Source organism: Bifidobacterium sp. M0307 (assembly GCF_016100445.1).
Taxonomy (GTDB): domain Bacteria; phylum Actinomycetota; class Actinomycetes; order Actinomycetales; family Bifidobacteriaceae; genus Bombiscardovia; species Bombiscardovia coryneformis.
Genome location: NZ_JACFSL010000001.1, coordinates 1,288,261 through 1,306,368 on the forward strand (window position 1 = coordinate 1,288,261; position 18,108 = coordinate 1,306,368).

The following is an 18,108-nucleotide window of genomic DNA, read 5'->3' on the forward strand; positions in this document are numbered from 1 at the left end:
ACCAGCGGAGGGAACGAACGGTGCCTACCTATCATTACCGTTGCAAGAACTGCGGTTACGACTTCACGGAGGAGCAGTCCTTCGACGACGACCCCATCACCATCTGCCCCAAGTGCAATGAGGAACAGGTCCGCAAGGTCTTCTCCGCTGTTCCCATCGAGTTCAAGGGGCACGGCTTCTATCGCACCGATGGGGCCTCGGGGTCCTCCGACTCCGGCAAGTAGCACTCCCAGTCATACTTGACCACATCAGCCATGGAACCCGGCAAATCAGGTAATCACCTGACAGCCTGGGTCCATGGCTGATTTTCATCTCTCCAGGGCACACGGCTCTTCCGGTCGGACAGACAACCAACTGGCCGTTCGAAGGCGCCTCCATACGGTACGCCGATTGGGCGCCTCATTTTGCCTGGGTCTGGCGGTCTTTTCCCTCCTGCAGATATTGATGGGCCTGATGGGACACCGGGAGATTCTTGTTGCGGCCTCTGACATAGCCCGCGGCGATACAATCACCACATCCATGGTCTCGACCAGAACCATGACCGGCTCCTACGATCTGCCCGGCTCTTTTTCCTCACCCGACCAGGTCCTGGGCCAAATCACCCGGGTATCCGTCACCCGAGACCGCCCACTTCTGGATGTTATGGTCGCCGGCCGTCATCCGGAACCACCCGGGACGACCTCCGTAAGCCTCCACCTGTCCAGCAGCACCGACTCCCTGGACCCGGGCGACCAGGTCAAGCTGCTGGCTCCCCACGGTTGTCGGCCTCAGGAAGCAGTCCCTTCGAATCTTGTCGTCCACCCCACTTCGGCAACCGGCGACTCCGGTTCTGACGGGCCATGCGTCCTATCACAGCAGGCACTGATTCTCGACCTCCCCCCGAAGCCCAAGACCTCATCAACCACCGGCCCGGACACCTCCACGCCCAAGCAGGAGGCTCGCCTTGTCACCATGGCGATGGAGCCCGATGATGCTGTGAGGGTCCTCTCCATGGACCCGGACACTCCCCTGGTGGCCGTCCGCCTGAAGAACGGGGACGGTATCGAGGGTCCCGGTCCGACACCCTCCGAAGACAATAAGCACCATCCCGAGGCCATGACACCGATAATGAAAACAGAAATCCAGACATGTGCCTTGAGCACAGTGAAGGATAGGGAGGAAAGTCATGGACTCAATCAATCATTTCGCAGTCAAGGAGACCACACAGGCGGCCAGGAAAATCTCCGAGGTCAGCAACAAGGGCGTGGTGGGAGAATTCAAGCAGTTCATCTCCCGGGGGTCGATGATCGACATGGCCGTCGGTGTGGTCATGGGCTCCGCCGTGACCACCATCGTCAACTCCATCGTCAACAACCTGATCAGCCCCTTGATCGCCATGATCTTCGGCAAGCCGGACCTGTCGGGACTACTGACCATCACCTACCGGAACGCCACCATATCCTTCGGTGCGGTGCTCACGGCCCTGCTGAACTTCTTCCTCATCGCCCTTGCCGTCTATTTCTGCATCATCCTGCCGATCAACAAGCTGAGGCAGATCAGCAGGGCGGCCTCAGGGGTCAAGGACAAGCCCGGAACCCCCTCCACCGAGGACCAGACCCTCCAGCTCCTGCAGCAGATTGCCGCCGACATCCGCGCAACCCGGACGGATGAAAACCAGGGTGAGCATGCCGCAGAGCGTCCCGAATCCAGCCTGTGAATTTCAAACAGCCTGGAATCATGGCAAGGTGAGCCCCGAGGGGAACGCTCCCGACGGGGGCCGGATTTCAAAAAGAGTCCCTGCCTGCAACCAGAACAACCGGTTGCAGGCAGGGACTTTCAGTACTCAAACGGACTCCCGGTCCGGAGAGCGGCCCGCAGACAAAGAGCCGGCCATCCGATGCTCAGTCCTTGCCCTCAGCCGGGAAGAGACCCCAATGGGGAGGAAGCTCGTCCAGGATGCGACGGTCATCCTCACTCCGTCGGTCCTCTTCGGTCTGCCTATCTGTGGAATCCATGAAGGTGCTGTCGGCATCGAACCGTTCCGTCCCCGTGCGCACCACACGACGGTGTCGGCGGGGACGACCAGGACTTTCCGCTTCCACCATCAGTGGGCCTGCTGGTAGATATCCGCCAGGCGAGCAACGATACGGTCGGCTTCCTTATCCGGATTGACGAAGGTCGAGACGCTCCAGACGGTCATGACGGACCAACCCAGCCTTTGCAGGTCCTCCGTGTTGAAGCGATGGCGCTCACGGGTGGACTGGGTATGCATGAATTCGACATTATCGGTCAGGACGGCCAGGGCGTAGGGCTTGTCCTTGAGACCAACCACCAGCGGAATCCTGGGGGAATCCTCATATCCGTAGTCGACCGCAACATCCAATCCACGCGAGCGCAGACGCTGGGCCAGGTCGCGGAAGAGGACGTTGGTCGATTCGGCTGCCGAACCCGGCTGGGGTTCTTCATCACCCAGGCCCTCAACCCAGGCCAGGAGCTCCTTCAGGAGCTTGGGGCCAGGCTGGTGGAGACGATCATCCTCCAGGTCCTGGGATTCGAACGCAGTGATGATATCCAGGTCACGGTCGGCCAAAGCCAGAGCATCCAGGAGCATTCCGCTGCCGCCGTCACCCTCCAGCTCGCCGAATTGTTGCAGGAGACGACCATGAGAGGTCTTGGCAAAGCCCAGGGTCAGCACCACATCCGTGGCCTTGGCCCCGCATACCTCATCGATACCGATGATGCGTACATGTCGGAGGAACTTGCCGAAAGCCTGATCTTTGGCGGCCGCGGCCTTCAACTCGGCCCCCAACCTGGAACGGTGGTTGGAGGAGAGGGTCACGACAGTCAGGATGTATGAGGCAGGCACGATGGAGAAGGAGGCCGCCCGCTGCCGGAGGAGGTCCACAACGGCCATCACCTCCTGCTGGTTGGACTCGACCAGGCCGGTCGCCATGACAGGCACACCGGTACCTTCGACCCTGGTCAGCCTGACCCTTCCGCAGGATCGTTCACAAGGCAGCGAAGCGGGAAGGGTTCCATACCCATGCTCCTGGAGGAAGCCGGACAGGATCGGGCTGCGCCTGGACGGGCGGGCGGGGGCCTGGACCGGAACCAGCTGGTCGACCAGCTGGAGGAGACCCTCCGAGGTAATGGTCGGACGATGGGCGATGACCGCCACCTGCCCGGCCCTGGCCAGGACGGTCAGGACCTGGATGGAGGGCATATGGGCCCCGGCATCGATGATGACCGTATCGGCCAGCTGAGTCGGATTGGTCCGGGTGGCCAGGGTTGCAGGGGTGGCGATGATGATGGGCTTTGTAGCTGCCAGAATGCCGGGATGCGCCTGCTGGAAGGCCGAGAGGGATGCACCGGGGTTCCCGGCCAGCATGGTATGGAACTGGTTGGCCTCCTGGGTGCGGGAGAAGAGCAGCTCCGAAAGACGCTTCTCGCTCTCCTGGGCCACCATGGGTCCAACACTGGCCACGTGCTGTGCATCAACCTGGTTGAAACGCTCAGCGGCATTGGACAGGGCCGAGCCATCCTGGTTGGAGATGATCTGGGAGGAGTGCATGATGTCATCGAAGACCGTGGTCCACCAGGCCAGTCCCAGCTCTCCTCGGACGGCCTCGCGCTCCACCTGCCGGGTGCGGAGGTCCTGAACAAGATCATCCAGCCCAACAGCCTTGAACTCCCCTTCCAGGGAGCAACGCTCCGGCAGGGTATCCAGGGACAGGTGGTCATCAAAGAGGGCCTTGAGCCTCTCCTCCACCTTGTTGAATTCCATGATTTCCAGGTCGCCGCCGCTGGGCGTGGTGGTCAGGACCGTATCCAGGGCCGTCATGTCTTGGATCAGGGCATCCTGGGTGTCGATTATCGTATCCAGCTTGGGCGGAAGAACGGGCCAGCCGCCATGGGGAACAAAGGTGCGCCATTGGTCGGCCTGCTTGGCCACCACCTGAAGTGCCGCATGCAGGTCTTCGGCCTGGGCACCCGGCCTGAGCAGGCTCTTGGCCTCCTTGACCAGTCGACGGCGTTCCCAGAAGCCAAGATTGGTTCCGTTGACCTTTCGGTCGGCCTTGGACTTGGTGGCCTCGATCATGGCCGGAATATCACGCTCGAAAATGGCTGGCTGGAACACGTCGAGGACCCGGCGCAGGTTCTTCAGGACAACCACCTGCTTTCCCCAGTCACGAACAGTGGCAGGCACCGGGAAACCGCAGGTCTCCACGGTGGACTTGACCTGCTCACGGGTGGCGGGCAGAAGCCGCTGAAGGAGGCGGACGACCCTGGCATAGGCGTCCACGGCCTCATTCTCGCTGGTCAGGGTGGCCCCGAACCAGGGGGTGTCGTCGGGCCCGATGGTGAATTCACCCAGCTGAGCCGCACGCTCCAACTTCTCGGCCCAGACATCCATCTGCGCCTGGAGGGAGTGGGCCGTAGCCGCACTCAGGCGGACCCTGGTCACAGGATGGGAGGGAAGGTTGGCAATCTGGGCAAGATTCTGGATGGTCTGGTAGGCCGAGACTCCCCAACCCGTGTCCACACCGTGCAGGTCGCCAAGGTACCGGGTGAGCCGGGTACGCACGCCCACCAACTCGTCGGCCACCTGGTCGAAGTGTTCGGTCGCCTTACCGGGCTTGAAGCCCACAGCATCAATCAGACGTCTATCCAAGGCTTGACTGAACTGACCGTCGGTCATATCAAGGACCATATCAGCCATGCCGTTGGCCTCAAGCCGGTGCTGGAACCGACGCTTCTGCTCAACCACACAGGGCACGTAGAGAACCGTCCGCCCCGCCGCGACACAGCGGGCTGCGATGGCCAGAGCATCTTCCGCGCTCTCCCGACCGGTCTGTTCATCCAGGAGGACGCTGTGGCCCGAGCCAACCAGTTGGGCGGCATACCTGACCTGGTTATCAACGTCTCCGGCCTCGAATTCACTGTGCGGGTCGGCATCGAAAGGACTGTACTCAGGTACGGACTCGCCCCTGAGCCTGGCAGAGGCCTCCTGGTCTCCCGCCATGGCATCCAGCAGATCATTGCCGGTCGGCCCGGCCTCCATCCTGTCCAGGATGGTCAGGCTCTCCCCCAGCAGCTGGGCGGAGGGCTCGATGTAGCATCCAAGAACGATCTTCCGTTCAATCGTAAAGTCGTTGATCTTGGGGGCAATCAGCTCGGTCATGTCCTTGAAGAGGGACGAGGTCTCTGGGGTGCCACCTTCGTAGTGCGAGGCGGAGAAGAGCCTGGAGGTGTCCAGATTGACCCCCCTCTCCCGCATGGCGGAGATAAAGACCGGATTCAGGTCGACCTTTCCCGTGAAGCGGATGGAGGCCCGGGATGCCCCTTCCCGCCCTTCCTCGATGCAGACCGGGTAGAGAAGGACAGGCATGGCCTTGCCCTGCCAGGCCGCCACACCCACCACCAGGGAGAGCTGGGCGCAACCGCTTATACGCTCTTTTGCCGCCTGGTCGTCGAGTACCCGCTCCAGACGTCGATGGGCGGCGCGAAGCATCCCCCTGTCCCGGAAGAGGGCATTCAGGTGCACCTGCCCGCTGGCGAACAGCTGGGCGATTCCCGAGGGATGGGCATGGGTCAGATCCATTTGCGCAGCCAGTTGCCCAACATTTTCCAGGGGGGTGACCCCGGCCTGGTTCTGGTAGTCCTGCCTCCACGACCGGATGCGGTCCAAGGCAGACATGCCGGTCTCTTCCCGCTCAGGTTCGCGGGCGGACCCGTTTCGATCTTCCTGGCTCATTCCTACGCTTCCCTGCTCCTGGGCCATCTCGTCACTGTTCACTATCTGTTCGCTCATTCCTGACTCACTTCCCGATGGCATTCAGATACTCGCGATAGCCCTCGTTGGCCTGAAGGGCCTCATCGATATCCTCGTTGCCCTGGGCGGACAACCAGGCGTAAAGGTCATCATAAAGGGCAGGATTCATGGCCAGGAAGGGCAGCAGCTGGGTGTGTTTGGCCATCTCGAACTGGAGGGCGAAATCCGAGGTGCGCTTGGCGTCGTCCGAACTCATCCCATCCACTTCGATGACTTCCTCCTGATTGCCATACTCCCCCTTGGCAACCCGATCAAAGACGGAACCCGGCTCGAATGCAGGCCGGTAGGTCTGCTCAGCATCTGCCGAACTGACCTCAATCTCCTGGCGTTCCCCGGCCATTTCCTGTTCCTGCTGGGCCATACGGGCCAGTTCGACTGCGCCGAGTGGCTGGAAGGCCCCCTCCTGTGTGGGCTGCTGGACTGGGGCTTCAGGCTGTACCTGGGTGGGGTGCTGCTGAGGCTGGGTAGCCGGCTGCATCCCGGCTTGGGTCTGGGCTTGCAACGGCTGCTGGGACTGAGGTTGAGCATGAGGCTGGGCTTGAACCTGAGGCTGGGGCTGGGCTTGAGGCTGAGGTCGGGCTTGGACCTGAGCCTGAGGCTGGACCTGAGGCTGAGACTGGCCTTCTGCCTGCGACTGGGGCATGGCACCTGCATACGGCCGAACCTGCGGCTGACCCTGTTCAGCCGGAGCAGGAGTACCTGCCTCGCCTGCCTGGGCGTTTCTGGCATCGTCGAACAGATTGCGCTGGACCGGGGGCTTTCCTTCCTGTCCTCCGGGTTGGGCCAGGACCGGCAGACCGTCCACCTGCTGATTGCCTTGTGCGGATCGGGCGGGCACCTGCTGCCGTTCAGACGTTTCGGGCAGGCTTTGGGCTGGTGGCTGCTGTCGGACCTGGGGCTGGGGTTCAACACCGGGCTGAGGCTGTGATGGAACTCCTGCAGACTGTCCACCTTGTGCTGGCGCCTGGTTGCCCTGAGGAGGAATCTGCGACTGGGTGGCTGCGGCATCACCTGCACCCAAGGCCATGTCATGCAGGGCACTGACCCGGTTCCGGACCCCGTCGGCACGGAAAATACCCGTGGGTTCGCCCGCCCTCATGTCAAGGATGTCGTCCACCGACATACCGGAGGCATCCGGTTCCACTGGTTCCCTCCGCTCATTCGCGTAGGAGAAGAGATCAGGCACCTGGCGGGCCTGGCTGTCCTCCGCCAGGACCTGTGCCTCGACCTGAACGAAGTCCACCGGCACATCCCCGAACTGGAAACGCACGGAAGATCCCGGCAGAAGGAAGTCGGCCTGGCTGGGCAGACGGACCAGGGAACCATCGCCCTGAACCAGATAGGAGCCATTGGTGGATCCCATGTCACGCAGGACAGCGGAACCATCCTTGCCATAGGTGAAGACGGCATGGCGTTTGGACATGGACTTGGTCCCATCGGGAACCTCAAGGCGTCGTCTGCCATCATCGCCGAGAGGCCTCAGGGGCTTACGCCCAATCTCCAAGCTCTGACCGGGTTCCAGTCTGGTCTCTTCGACCCCATTGACCTTAATCATCCACTCCAGCTTTGGTCTCTGACCGTCACTCACGCTATGGACCTCCCAATCTGCAGCCGCCTTCACACAGTAATAAGGCTATTGTGTCATGAAATCCTGAAATAGGTCCGCCCGCGATATGAATCGACCGATAACCGGCACATCATCCACATTATCGACAGGCCGGGCACCCATCCCAGAGCCCCATTACACGAAATCAGGACTTATCCGCAAACGCCGGGGACGCCCGGCGGCAAGGACGATCAAAAGTACAATCGGTTCCGGCCGACACCCCGAAAGGCGTCGGCCGGAACCGATACGACCGTGCAGCAGATCACTGCCGGTCAAGAGTGCCGAGTGCCGTCAGACATCGGTCTCATCCCTGTCATCCTCGGGGTGGGGAGTCATGTAGACCTCGAACTCCTCATCATCAGGAACAGTGGAGTCATTGATCCGTTCGCCGGGAACCCGATGGTAGGAAACCGTCCCGTATGCCGGGACCTCAACCAGTCGCCATCCGGCCCCCTCCCCATTGATGCCTACCGCCGCCTGAACGGGGGTTCCGGTCGGGTTATAGAGGATGAGACTGATTTCTCCACACCCTCGGACGAAGGCCACCGAACCAAGACCACCCCTACGGCCATCAGGGGTATAGGAGGTGGAGGCAACCCTGCGCGCCCCCACCGGCACATCCTGGCCATAGTTGCGCAGCATGAAGTACTCCATGTTCCGCTTCACCTTGCCGGTCCCTGAGTCAATCGTGATGACGCCACGGCGGCCTACGGTCTTGGCCCAACTGGGTAGACCACGCTCGTCCAGGGCCAGGTTCCACAGATCGATCATGCCCACGCCCTGGCGGACCAGGCCCGTGCCGATTTCGCCGAACATGACATGACTGGCCTCTTCAACGGTCTCATCCAGCATGCAACGACGCTCGCTCATGACGCCCCTCCACTGGGGGAACTGACGGCTTGCGTTGAAGACCCACTTCGGGAGGCCGGAATAGGTATGGAGGGCGAAGCCGGCAAAGCTGAGGGACTCGGTCGGGGTCATGTACTCACCGACAGGCCGGGTGAAGAACCGAAGTCCATCATCCCCGAAGAATATCTCGACCTCGGGGAAACTGTGGTCCAGGGCCGGGCGCAGATAGTCAACGCCCCAACGTGTCAGCTCCTCCGGGGTCCAGACGGTCATGGGCCAGGAGGGATTGTTGGAGGGTTCGTTCTGCATGGTCACGGCTGCAATCGGGATGCCCAAGTCGCGGTAGGCCCGGATGAACCTGACGAAGTACTGGGCGTAGACGTAATCGATTTTGTCCTTGTTCCGGTACCCGTTGCCGCAGTACTCACCCAGCCGCAACCGGCCCGACCCCTCAAGTCGGTTGCTGGTCTTCATCCATGCCGGAGCCGTCCAGGGAGAGGCCAGGATACGGATGCCGGGGTTGATGGCCATGATCTCCTGAAGGACCGGTACCACATACTTCATGTCCCTGGTGGCATCGGGAGAGCCGGGCTCCCCCTCGCCGATGGAGAAGTGGTCCAGGGCCGCATCCGTCACCACGCCATCGGGCAGGTCGTCATACGAGTAGTAACGCTGGCTCGAAAAGTCACAGGACCCGATGCAGATGCGGAGGGTAGAGAATCCGCCCTGGGCCGGATCGAACATCTCGGTCAGTATCCTGCTGCGCTGACCAGCGTCCATACTGGTCATGAACAGGTAGGCACTGGAATCGGTCAGGGCCGCTCCGGCACCCTCCCAAAGCTGATACTGCCGGGTCGGATCAACCTGAATCGGGACGGCCTGGCCCGGATCGGCCACCGTGGCCGGAGAGTCCATTGGCCGACGCCTTTGGGAGAGGTCACCCGATGTGATTGTCCATAGTTCTTTCATGCTTGCCTCGTTTCACGAATTTCCACGACTACCGCCATTGGGGTTTGCCCGGGCCCACCCTGCCGCTCTGTCACGTTCAGGACTTGCCCGGGGCCTTGTCATCCATAAGACCCGAAGCGGGAATATCCAGGACGAACTCCTCATCATCCGGAACCGACGACCTGTTGATCCTTGAATCATCCGACTGGTGCATGGTCACCGTTCCCCAGGCGGGCACCGACACCAGCTGCCAGCGATTCCCCCACCCGTTCACAGTGACGGCCGCCCTTATCGGGGTACCTGTCGGGTTGTAGATGTGGGCGCTGATGGACCCGTCCGGAGCCATGAAAGCCACCGACCCCAGGCCTCCGCTCCATCCGTTGGGGGTGTAGTTACTGGACTCGATGACCCTGGACCCCGGTTCCACATCCTGACCGAAGGCCCTGAGCATGAAGTACTCGAGGTTGCGGCGAACCCGCCCGGTGGCATGGTCGATGGTGACGACGCCACGGCGGCCATCCGCTCCGATCTGGTTGGGCAGGCCCCGTTCGTCCAGTGCCATGTTCCAGAGGGTGATGAAGGATTCCCCGTTCCGGACAAGCCAGTTTCCAATCACGCCCGACATGATGTGGGCCGCGTCCTCGACCGTCTCGTTGAGCATGCACCTGCGCTCGGTCATCCCGTAGACCCACTGGGGGTAGACCCTGGTGGCGTTGGGCAGCTTGGTGTAGTCGTCGTCATACACATGGAGCGTCAGGCCGTCAATCGATCCAGCCTGGGCCGGGCTGACATCCCGGTCGACCGGACCGGTCAGGCTGTGCGCGGAATCATCGTTGATGAAGATTTTGACCTGAGGGTGGCTCCTATCGAGAGCCGGGCGCAGAAATCTGTGGGCGAAGTCCGCCTGCTGGGCCAGGGTCCATGTCATGGCGGGCCAGGGAGCCGCATTGGAGGGTTCGTTCTGGACCGTAACCGCCCAGATGGGGATGCCCAGGGTCTCCATCTCGTCCACGTACCTGGCGAAGTAGCGTGCATAGACCCCCTCAAACGAATCCTCCAGTGGGTCATACCCATTGCCTGTCCACTCATTGAACCGGAGGTGACCACCCTGGCAGAGATGCCCCGTGTTCTTCATCCAGGCCGGGGCGCTCCAGGGGGAGGCGATGATTCGCACGGCCGGATTGATGGAGAGGATTTCCCTGACGACCGGGATGATGTACTTGAAGTCCTTGGTGGCATCGGGCGCGCCCGGTTCCCCTTCACCCAGGGAGAAGTGTTTCAGGTCCTTGTCATGGTCCCCGTAGGGAATGTCGTCATAGGTGTAATACGGCTGGGAGGACGGTTCGCAGGACCCCAGGGGAATGCGGATGCAGGAGAACCCGGCCTTGTCGGGATTGAACATGTCGTCCAACATGGCATGGCGCTGTTCCTTGGACTGGCATCCCCAAATCAGCGAGGCTGCGGCATCGGTGATGGCGGCTCCGGCACCCAACCAGGGCTGATGCTGTTGACTCGGGTCGATGACTATCGGCGTGGCACCATCTGGGGTATCGGCGAACCCCGGCGAATCCAGGGGGCGCCGCCGGTCCGACAGGTCTCCCGATGTTACGGTCCAATACTGGTTGCTGAACATGTGCGTCATTGCATTCCTCTTAACGTCGACCTCGAACGGGAAGAATCAGGGCAGTAAACCAAGATACAGAGGCATAGTAACATATTTAATCACTATTGCTCAACTTGAGTCAGAAACAATCAACTGCTGATATAGATCATCACGACGGTCGCGAACGCCCCATCTACATCGATGAAGGTTCCCCCTCGTCGGCTCCGCTTCGACCCGGCCAAACCTCATTGCGATATGAAAAACCCCGCTCCATGGAGAACCATGGTGCGGGGCTTGCAGTTCAAGCAGCTCCTTCAGGAGCCTGCAATCACTTGAGCTCGACGGTGGCGCCGGCTTCTTCCAGCTGGGACTTCGCCTTGTCGGCGTCTTCCTTCTTGGCACCTTCCAGAACGGGCTTGGGGGTGTCGTCGACCAGAGCCTTGGCGTCGGCCAGGCCCAGGTTGGTGATGGCGCGAACGGCCTTGATGACCTGGATCTTCTTGTCGCCAACGCTGGAGAGGATGACGTCGAACTCGGACTTCTCCTCCTCGGCCGGTGCGGCGGCACCGGGGGCGGCGGCAACGGCTGCCACGGGAGCGGCGGCCTCAACGTCGAACTCATCCTCGAACTTCTTGACGAAGTCGGACAGCTCGACCAGGGTCATTTCCTTGAACGCGTCGATGAGCTCATCAGCAGAGAGCTTAGCCATGATGGCTTCCTTTCATTTGTGGCAACCGGTGTATTTGGTTGACCGGCCACCGAACATTCTTTTGTTTACAGCAGCTTGAATCAGGGCCGAGGGCCTTGAACTCAAGCGGCCTTTTCCTGCTTCTCGCGCAGCGCATCGAAGGTGCGCACGGCCTTGGTAGGCACAGCGACGAAGAGGTTGGCGGCCTTGGACATGGTGCCCTTGAGCGCGCCCGCCATCTTGGAAAGCAGGACCTCGCGAGACTCCAGATCCGCGATCTTCTTCACGGCATCGGCATCGACGACGGTTCCATCAATGAAACCACCCTTGACGACCAGTGCCTTGTTCTCCTTGGCGAAATCACGCAGCGTCTTGGCAGCCTCGACGTAATCACCCTTGACGAAGGTGATGGCGCAGGGACCGGCGAGCATCTCATCGAGACCCTCAATGCCAGCCTCCCCGGCTGCAATACGGGCGAGCGTGTTCTTCGCCACTGAGTAGGAAGTATCGCGGCCTAGCTTGCTTCGCAGGTCGGCGACCTGCGGAACACTGAGCCCGCGGTACTCGGTGAGGATCACCGCGTCGGCGTCACGGAACTTGTCCGTCAGCCTGGCGACGACCTCTTCCTTTTCGGGCCTTTTCATGGCGTTCCTTCCTGAGTAGACCATGGCATAGCCCAGCACAAGGAACCAGCGGAAGAAAGGGGAATACCCCACTCACAGGCGGAGCATAAACGAATCGGATAGAACAACCCGATAAACTCAACCTGTGCTGGCTCGGCGCACCGAACTTCGGGGACCTTACGGCCCCGACCAACAGTCTTTGGTGTACGGAGTGAAACTGTACACACCCGGGTGGACCAGGTCAAGTCAAGGGCGAGCAGGCACTGACCGTATGGGCTCCCGCCCCCAGCGGCTCCAGGGGAAGGGAACCCCTCGGGCATACGGTGCGGCCAAGCACCAGTCCATCCCCCTCGGCCTTGACCACCGTATCGACCCCATCAACGGTGACGGCGACTTCCTGCCCCGCGCCGACCCCAATCATCGGGGGAAGAACCAAATGGGCACGGCACCCCTGCGGCAGATCGAGTTCCACTCGGATGCCGGAGAGGCTGGTCCGACCACCAGCGGTCCGTACCTGTCCTGAAGTCCGGTAACCCACGGACAGGTCACCCCTGGGCAGGGGCAGGACCACAGACGCCTGTTCAAGATCACCCGGTTGCGGGATGCAGGCGAGGGAGCGGTACCCAGGCTCCAAGGGACGAATTCCCATCAGGCCAGAGGGCAGGAGGTAGACGGGCGATGCGGCCCAGGGGTGGGAGTAGGTGGTATTGGGCTTAAGACAAGGATCCCAGGCCTCCATGGTTCCACCACTGCCCTGATTGAGCATGTGATTCCATGTCCGTAAGCCTGTGGTTGCACTGATCAGAGCAGTGGCATCCGCCCCCAGGCCCGATCGGTAAAGGCCATCCAGATAGACGGCCGCCACGTAAACGCTGCACGCCATACCCCGACCGCGCAGGAAGTCCCCCACCCGTTCGATTCTCGCCCTGGGTGGTTCCGCAAAGGCCAGGGCGAAGGCCGAGGCGTGGAGGGAGTGGTGGGCCAGGGGACGTCCGGAGGGTCCATGATCCAGTCCATCCCAGTAGGCACCGGCAGAGGGGTCATAGAGACGACCGTTGATGGCGGCACGCATCCTGGAGGCCACGCGGGCAAAGAGGACGGCATCACCATGGCGGCCCAGGGCCTTGGCCATATCAGCCATATCGGCGAAGGCACGGGAGGATAGGGCATTGACAACCGTATTGACCCTGCCGAAGAGATACCCGTCACGCTCGCTCTCAGGCCAGTCGACCAGATCCCCGTCCATTTGGCTTGACCGGCCCGGTTCCTTGACCACCAGGCCGCTCTCCCGGTCGAGGTACCTGAAGGGCAGGAGACTACAGAGCCGCCGGTATCGGCTGCGCATCTGACCGAGGTCGCCGGTCGACATCCAGGCATCGTGCACGGCCAGGATGGAATACAGGGGCCACTCGGTCGGCCAGGTTCGATTCTCCACCAGATAATCCACCGTGTAGCGGCCGATGGACGGGGCGTCATCCAGGGCCTGATGAGCCCGCTGCTGAATCCAAGCATCTGCCTCATAGGGAGCCCGCTCCCTGGTCCAAGAGTCAACATATATGTTGGCATTGAGTCTCGTGACGGTGTCCCGCCCCAATTTCCAGACCCTGTCAAGGACAGGCCGGGAGGATCGGAAGTCGGCATGGGTGTCAATCGCCGGCGTCAGAAGAGCGGCGGCCTCCACCTGCCCGGCGGCGACGGCCGAGACCAGCTCTTCCCAGGCCTCCCCCGGTTCCTCACAGCTCAGCTCCGCATACCGGAAGACGCGAATCCCCCATGTCTCGGCCGCATGCTCCCCTGCCGCCATCCGCCAGCGATCCTCATACACGTTGCCTGCGGTGAGATGGTATCTGACCCGGTCATCGTCCTGAACAACCTCCCCATACCGGATGAGAAGATCCATACCGCCCGAAAGGGTCGCCCGCAGCCGTATACCCCCAATCACCACGGAGCCGAAATCCAGAAGCACGCTTTTCGGCGTGGTGCGACAGATATCCTTCGGATGCAGGTAGGAGGTCTGCAAAGAATCAACAGGCGAAGCCAGGCAGTGGTCGAATGGCTCCTTCACCCTGGCGGGCGGCCAGTTCCTGTCGTCGAAGCCGGCCGCCGAAAGACCCCCGGGATAGAACGACAGGTCGATATCCTCGGCAGGAGCCCGGTAGTACCCGGTACCGATGGAGGCGCTGTCCGGGAAGGCGGCACCACCCGGCAGGGCCTTCCAGGAGGCGTCCGTGCCGTAGTGCTCCACCTGTCCGTCTTCGAAACAGACATCGAGCTGGGCGGCGAACCTCTGATCCGACGTTGCATAGGCGATGACGCCGATGAAGTTGTCTCCGCCCGGCTGCAGGATCCCGCCTACGTCATACCCGTCGTAGCGGGCCTCGTCGCCCAGGGGGAAGACCGGTCCACACCCCTGGAAGGCACCGTTCATCCAGAGTCTGTAGACGAATTGCCTGGCCGGCCTGGTCGACGAGGCCGTGGCGTTCAGGGTCGCCCACCGTACCGGTTTGGCAGGCAATGCGACCACGCCACGCAGAAAGGCCCAACCCCAAGCGTTTCCACCTTCGTTCTGGGGCCGGTTCTGGGCCTGGGGGGATTCGTCTCTCTCGGTCCAGATGGCCTGGGCCGACCATCTGGAACCGGGGCCGGTTCCGAGGGTGGCGGCCCTGGACCGGAACACCACCTGTTCCTGGGCATCCAGCAGTTCCACCATCAGCCAGTACCGCTCCGAGGGTCCCATGGGGACCTCAGGCAGTGCAGCCCCGTTGAGTTCGTCAATCGGACGGATGCCGCTCTCCCAGGTAAAAACGGAATCTCGGGAAAAGCCGTTCCCCATGTCGGGATTCGGCCTGTCAGCCACGATGACCCGTGCCGAGCAAACGGAATCATCCGCAGCCAACATGGGGTCAAGGCGCCATCTGACCCGGGGAACCTCATAGGGTTCCAAGGCAACCGGGTTCACCCGGTCATCGACAAGAATCCGAATCCGACCGTCAGGTACCGGGGCGGCCCCGCCTCCATGATTCGAATCAGACAGCATGATGCCTCGCTACTGCCGGTAGTCGGACAAGGGGGAGAAGGACGGGGACCCGGACCCCTGCCGGTACATGGACTCGATTACGGGGTCGCGGCTTTCCTTGGCCATCTGCAGGAAGAAGGGCTGCGCCTGCCAACGGGCGGCCGCCCAAATCAGATACCAGATCAGCCCGGTACCCAGGAGGGCAACCAGAATCGGCGACCTGAGCAATCCCCAGACATATCCGGCGAGAGCCAGGATGGAGACCAGCAACATGTAGAAACGTCTGACCGAGAGGAGGAGGGCATTGACCAGGAGGCACCGAATTACGGCCTTGGGGTATTCCACGACCAGAACCAGGGAGACGAAGGCCGTCTGCACCAGAAGGACCAGGCAGACCACGATCAAAGGCCAGAGCAGCCCTCCCCAGGAGACCGCCGCGGCAATCTGCAGGTCATATACCAGGGCGAAGGCGATGATGCCAAGGGGGAGCCATGCCATCCAGGAACGCACGGCCAGACGGGCGTACGCCTTGAAGTAATAGGTGAAGAACCCTGAAGTGACCGACTGGTCCACGTATGGCCGGGCAATCCAATCAGGCAACCTCCGCCCCTCCTCTTCCAAGGTCTCCAGCACATGAAACCGGATAGCCGTGGAGGACGAGGCCAGACCGGGATGGTCCCGGAAAACCGCAAAGAGTGCCGCCAGCCCAGGCGCACTCAGGACACAGGCCAGAATGCAGGCAGGGTAATACTCCGGACTCTGCATGAACACCAGGACCAGAACCAGGGGGAGCATGCCGATAAGGGTGCAGAACCCCGAACCCAGTACAACCGCAACGGAATTGGTCACCCCCAGGAGGGCACGCATGGCATGCCCCTTCGAACCTGCGGTCTCACTGTCACGGTCATCACGAACGCTCACGCCATGCCCCAATCTCTGGTCCGCCCTTGCTTGATTCGCTGTCTCCGCGTATGAAATTCAGCCCTTCATGCCGGAAGTGGCGATACCGGCTATGAATTGCTTCTGCCCAAGGAGAAAGACAATCAGAATGGGCAGGACCGAAATGACCGAACCCGTCATGATCATTGCGAAATCAGCGTTGTACTGGGAAATGAAGAGCTTCAGACCCAGCTGGATCGTATAGAGCTTCTGGGAGCGCAGGTAGATCAGCGGACCCATGTAGTCGTTCCAGGTGTTGGTGAAGGTGATGATGGCCAGGGCCGCCAGGGATGGGCCGGACAGGGGCAGAACAACCCTCCAATAGATGCCGAACTCACTCAGACCATCGAGTCTGGCCGCTTCGGACAAGTCCTCGGGTATGGTGTCGTAGAACTGCTTCATCATGAAGACACCGAAGGCTCCGAAGGCCTGCAGAAGGATGATGGACCACCTGGTATCGGAGAGGCCGACGGCTGAGACCAGCTTGAACTGCGGAATCATGTAGGCCTGCCAGGGCACCGCCATGGTGGCGATGTAGATCAGGAAGAGCGTGGTGCGCCCTCTGAAGGGAATCTTCGAAAAACCATAGGCCGCGAAGGACCCGGTGAAGACCTGCAGGAGGGTCACGACCACAGCGAAGAAAACGGTGTTGAGCAACCAGGTCGTCATATCCGACTTGGTCCAGATGGTTGCGTAGTTCTCCCAATGCCAGACTGAGGGGAACCACTTGATGGGAATGGCATACACCTCGTTGTTGGGCTTCAGTGAGGAAAGCACCATCCAGAAGAAGGGCAGAAGGACGAAGGCCGAGACGACGACCATGGACAGATACCCGATGATGGTCCCGGCGATCTTGGTCGGAGAGGCCTTCTTCCTGTTCCAGGGAATCTCCTCAACGACAGGCGAGGCAAGGGCCGAAGACACTGTGTTGGTGGACATGGTCTCAGTCCTCCTTCAGGTTGTTGTACCAGAACTGAATCAGCGTGACCACCATGCAGATGGCCAAAAGAACCAGAGAGACGGCCGAGGCGTAGCCGAAGTCACCACGCTCGAAGGCCACACGGTAGATGTACTGGGCCAGCACCAGGGTGCTGGTGCCGGGACCGCCATCGGTCATGACCAGTGTCAGATCGAGAATCTTGAAGGATCCGATGGTCAGGGTGATCATGACGAAGAAGAGCGTGGGGCGCATCATGGGGACGGTCACATGCCAGAAGCGTTGCCATCCGCTGGTACCGTCAAGCTCGGCCGCCTCATAAAGCTCGGAGGGGATGGTCTGCAACCCAGCCAGAAGCAGAATCATATAGTAGCCGACCTCACGCCAGGTGCCCACGATGATGACGGCGGGCATGGCCCAGGCCGTTGAACCCAGCCACCCGGGAGGGTTGCTGATGAACAGCCTGAGGAAGGAATTTATGGGGCCGGACTTGGGGTCGAAGAGCATGCCCCATACCTGCGCAGCAGCCACCAGGGAGGTGATGTAAGGGAAGAATGCCACCGTCCTGAAGAAGGCTCGACCACGCAGCTTGGAATTGAGCAGGACGGCCAGGGCGAAGGCCAGAATCAGGGTCAGGGGGATGTGGACTATCGAGTAGTAGAAGGTGTTCCACACCGAGGTCATGAAGATCTTGTCATGGGAGAGCCTGACCCAGTTCTTCACTCCGTTGAAGACAGGCTTGCCGAAGGCCGACCACTTGGTAAAGGCTATATAGAAGAGGGTCAGGGTGGGCAGGAGGGTCAGGCAGATGAAGCCGATGAAGTTCGGTGAAATGAAAATCAGGCCATTGCGCAGATTCCTTCGTGAAATCGCCTTGGCGTTGAACTTGCCCTGTCTGGATTTGGGGGCTCGCCGCCCATCGCCGGGTCCCTGGGACCCGGTTTTGCGATCCGCAACCGCCTGTCGGCTGCCGATTACTCCGGTTTCTTCCGTCATCTGTCCCTACTCCTTACTGCCGTCACCGTGTCACGGGTTTGAAAAACACCTGGCACGCTCATTCCATCCGTGCTCTCACCGGGCCAAGCCA

At 61.2% G+C, this 18,108-nt stretch carries 14 protein-coding genes and 1 pseudogene; 3 read left to right on the forward strand and 12 right to left on the reverse strand.

Annotated elements, in window-relative coordinates; all coding sequences use genetic code 11:
- The first annotated feature begins 20 nt into the window (after positions 1-20).
- Both H3V08_RS05410 and H3V08_RS07680 read left to right on the forward strand, forming a co-directional pair.
- Positions 21-224, forward strand: coding sequence for an FmdB family zinc ribbon protein (locus H3V08_RS05410; RefSeq protein WP_033490694.1), 204 nt, complete (start codon positions 21-23; stop codon positions 222-224).
- A gap of 295 nt (positions 225-519) precedes the next feature.
- Positions 520-588: pseudogene (locus H3V08_RS07680) on the forward strand (hypothetical protein); the annotation flags it as partial.
- Here H3V08_RS07680 and H3V08_RS05420 read toward each other — a convergent pair.
- Positions 574-801: a hypothetical protein gene (locus H3V08_RS05420; protein ID WP_198181839.1), complete on the reverse strand. Its 228-nt coding sequence runs from the start codon at positions 799-801 to the stop codon at positions 574-576. The pseudogene H3V08_RS07680 and the gene H3V08_RS05420 sit on opposite strands and share 15 nt — an antisense overlap.
- A 364-nt stretch (positions 802-1,165) precedes the next feature.
- On the opposite strand from H3V08_RS05420, the gene mscL reads away from it, so the two are divergent.
- A complete protein-coding gene (gene mscL / locus H3V08_RS05425; RefSeq protein WP_198181840.1) occupies positions 1,166-1,696 on the forward strand; it encodes a large conductance mechanosensitive channel protein MscL in 531 nt (176 codons plus the stop codon).
- Between the two features lie 184 nt (positions 1,697-1,880).
- Here the strand turns inward: mscL and H3V08_RS05430 are convergent, their stop codons facing one another.
- The 11 genes from H3V08_RS05430 to H3V08_RS05480 all read right to left on the reverse strand — a co-directional run bounded on the left by H3V08_RS05430 (position 1,881) and on the right by H3V08_RS05480 (position 18,017).
- Positions 1,881-2,084: a hypothetical protein gene (locus H3V08_RS05430; protein WP_033490697.1), complete on the reverse strand. Its 204-nt coding sequence runs from the start codon at positions 2,082-2,084 to the stop codon at positions 1,881-1,883.
- Positions 2,084-5,791: a helicase gene (locus tag H3V08_RS05435; protein ID WP_442859347.1), complete on the reverse strand. Its 3,708-nt coding sequence runs from the start codon at positions 5,789-5,791 to the stop codon at positions 2,084-2,086. Before H3V08_RS05435 ends, H3V08_RS05430 begins: the two co-directional genes overlap by 1 nt.
- A 7-nt stretch (positions 5,792-5,798) precedes the next feature.
- Positions 5,799-7,367 carry a variant leucine-rich repeat-containing protein gene (locus tag H3V08_RS05440; protein WP_198181841.1) on the reverse strand — a complete coding sequence of 523 codons (1,569 nt, stop codon included), beginning with the start codon at positions 7,365-7,367 and terminating at the stop codon, positions 5,799-5,801.
- Between the two features lie 342 nt (positions 7,368-7,709).
- Positions 7,710-9,182 carry a glycoside hydrolase family 30 protein gene (locus H3V08_RS05445; protein ID WP_232340145.1) on the reverse strand — a complete coding sequence of 491 codons (1,473 nt, stop codon included), beginning with the start codon at positions 9,180-9,182 and terminating at the stop codon, positions 7,710-7,712.
- A gap of 130 nt (positions 9,183-9,312) precedes the next feature.
- On the reverse strand, positions 9,313-10,848 hold the full coding sequence (locus tag H3V08_RS05450; protein WP_232340148.1) for a glycoside hydrolase family 30 protein: 1,536 nt from the start codon (positions 10,846-10,848) through the stop codon (positions 9,313-9,315).
- A gap of 298 nt (positions 10,849-11,146) precedes the next feature.
- Positions 11,147-11,527, reverse strand: a complete 381-nt coding sequence (gene rplL, locus H3V08_RS05455; protein WP_033490701.1) for a 50S ribosomal protein L7/L12 — start codon at positions 11,525-11,527, stop codon at positions 11,147-11,149.
- 101 nt (positions 11,528-11,628) lie between these two features.
- Positions 11,629-12,150: a 50S ribosomal protein L10 gene (rplJ, locus tag H3V08_RS05460; protein WP_033490702.1), complete on the reverse strand. Its 522-nt coding sequence runs from the start codon at positions 12,148-12,150 to the stop codon at positions 11,629-11,631.
- 220 nt (positions 12,151-12,370) lie between these two features.
- Complete coding sequence (locus H3V08_RS05465; RefSeq protein WP_198181844.1) at positions 12,371-15,166, reverse strand: family 78 glycoside hydrolase catalytic domain; 2,796 nt, start codon at positions 15,164-15,166, stop codon at positions 12,371-12,373.
- 9 nt (positions 15,167-15,175) lie between these two features.
- Positions 15,176-16,066: a hypothetical protein gene (locus H3V08_RS05470; protein WP_198181845.1), complete on the reverse strand. Its 891-nt coding sequence runs from the start codon at positions 16,064-16,066 to the stop codon at positions 15,176-15,178.
- A gap of 57 nt (positions 16,067-16,123) precedes the next feature.
- Positions 16,124-17,023, reverse strand: a complete 900-nt coding sequence (locus H3V08_RS05475) for a carbohydrate ABC transporter permease (RefSeq protein WP_198181846.1) — start codon at positions 17,021-17,023, stop codon at positions 16,124-16,126.
- Positions 17,024-17,027: 4 nt separating this feature from the next.
- Positions 17,028-18,017: a carbohydrate ABC transporter permease gene (locus H3V08_RS05480; RefSeq protein WP_198181847.1), complete on the reverse strand. Its 990-nt coding sequence runs from the start codon at positions 18,015-18,017 to the stop codon at positions 17,028-17,030.
- Positions 18,018-18,108: the final 91 nt, after the last annotated feature.

What these genes read in the sequence shown, in the direction of transcription:
- mscL (WP_198181840.1), top strand. Translation starts at nt 1,166, where the DNA reads ATGGACTCAATCAATCATTTCGCAGTCAAGGAGACCACACAGGCGGCC.
- H3V08_RS05430 (WP_033490697.1), bottom strand. Translation starts at nt 2,084, where the DNA reads ATGGTGGAAGCGGAAAGTCCTGGTCGTCCCCGCCGACACCGTCGTGTG.
- H3V08_RS05435 (WP_442859347.1), bottom strand. Translation starts at nt 5,791, where the DNA reads ATGAGCGAACAGATAGTGAACAGTGACGAGATGGCCCAGGAGCAGGGA.
- H3V08_RS05440 (WP_198181841.1), bottom strand. Translation starts at nt 7,367, where the DNA reads ATGATTAAGGTCAATGGGGTCGAAGAGACCAGACTGGAACCCGGTCAG.
- H3V08_RS05445 (WP_232340145.1), bottom strand. Translation starts at nt 9,182, where the DNA reads ATGGACTCTCCGGCCACGGTGGCCGATCCGGGCCAGGCCGTCCCGATT.
- H3V08_RS05450 (WP_232340148.1), bottom strand. Translation starts at nt 10,848, where the DNA reads ATGTTCAGCAACCAGTATTGGACCGTAACATCGGGAGACCTGTCGGAC.
- rplL (WP_033490701.1), bottom strand. Translation starts at nt 11,527, where the DNA reads ATGGCTAAGCTCTCTGCTGATGAGCTCATCGACGCGTTCAAGGAAATG.
- rplJ (WP_033490702.1), bottom strand. Translation starts at nt 12,150, where the DNA reads ATGAAAAGGCCCGAAAAGGAAGAGGTCGTCGCCAGGCTGACGGACAAG.
- H3V08_RS05465 (WP_198181844.1), bottom strand. Translation starts at nt 15,166, where the DNA reads ATGCTGTCTGATTCGAATCATGGAGGCGGGGCCGCCCCGGTACCTGAC.
- H3V08_RS05475 (WP_198181846.1), bottom strand. Translation starts at nt 17,023, where the DNA reads ATGTCCACCAACACAGTGTCTTCGGCCCTTGCCTCGCCTGTCGTTGAG.
- H3V08_RS05480 (WP_198181847.1), bottom strand. Translation starts at nt 18,017, where the DNA reads ATGACGGAAGAAACCGGAGTAATCGGCAGCCGACAGGCGGTTGCGGAT.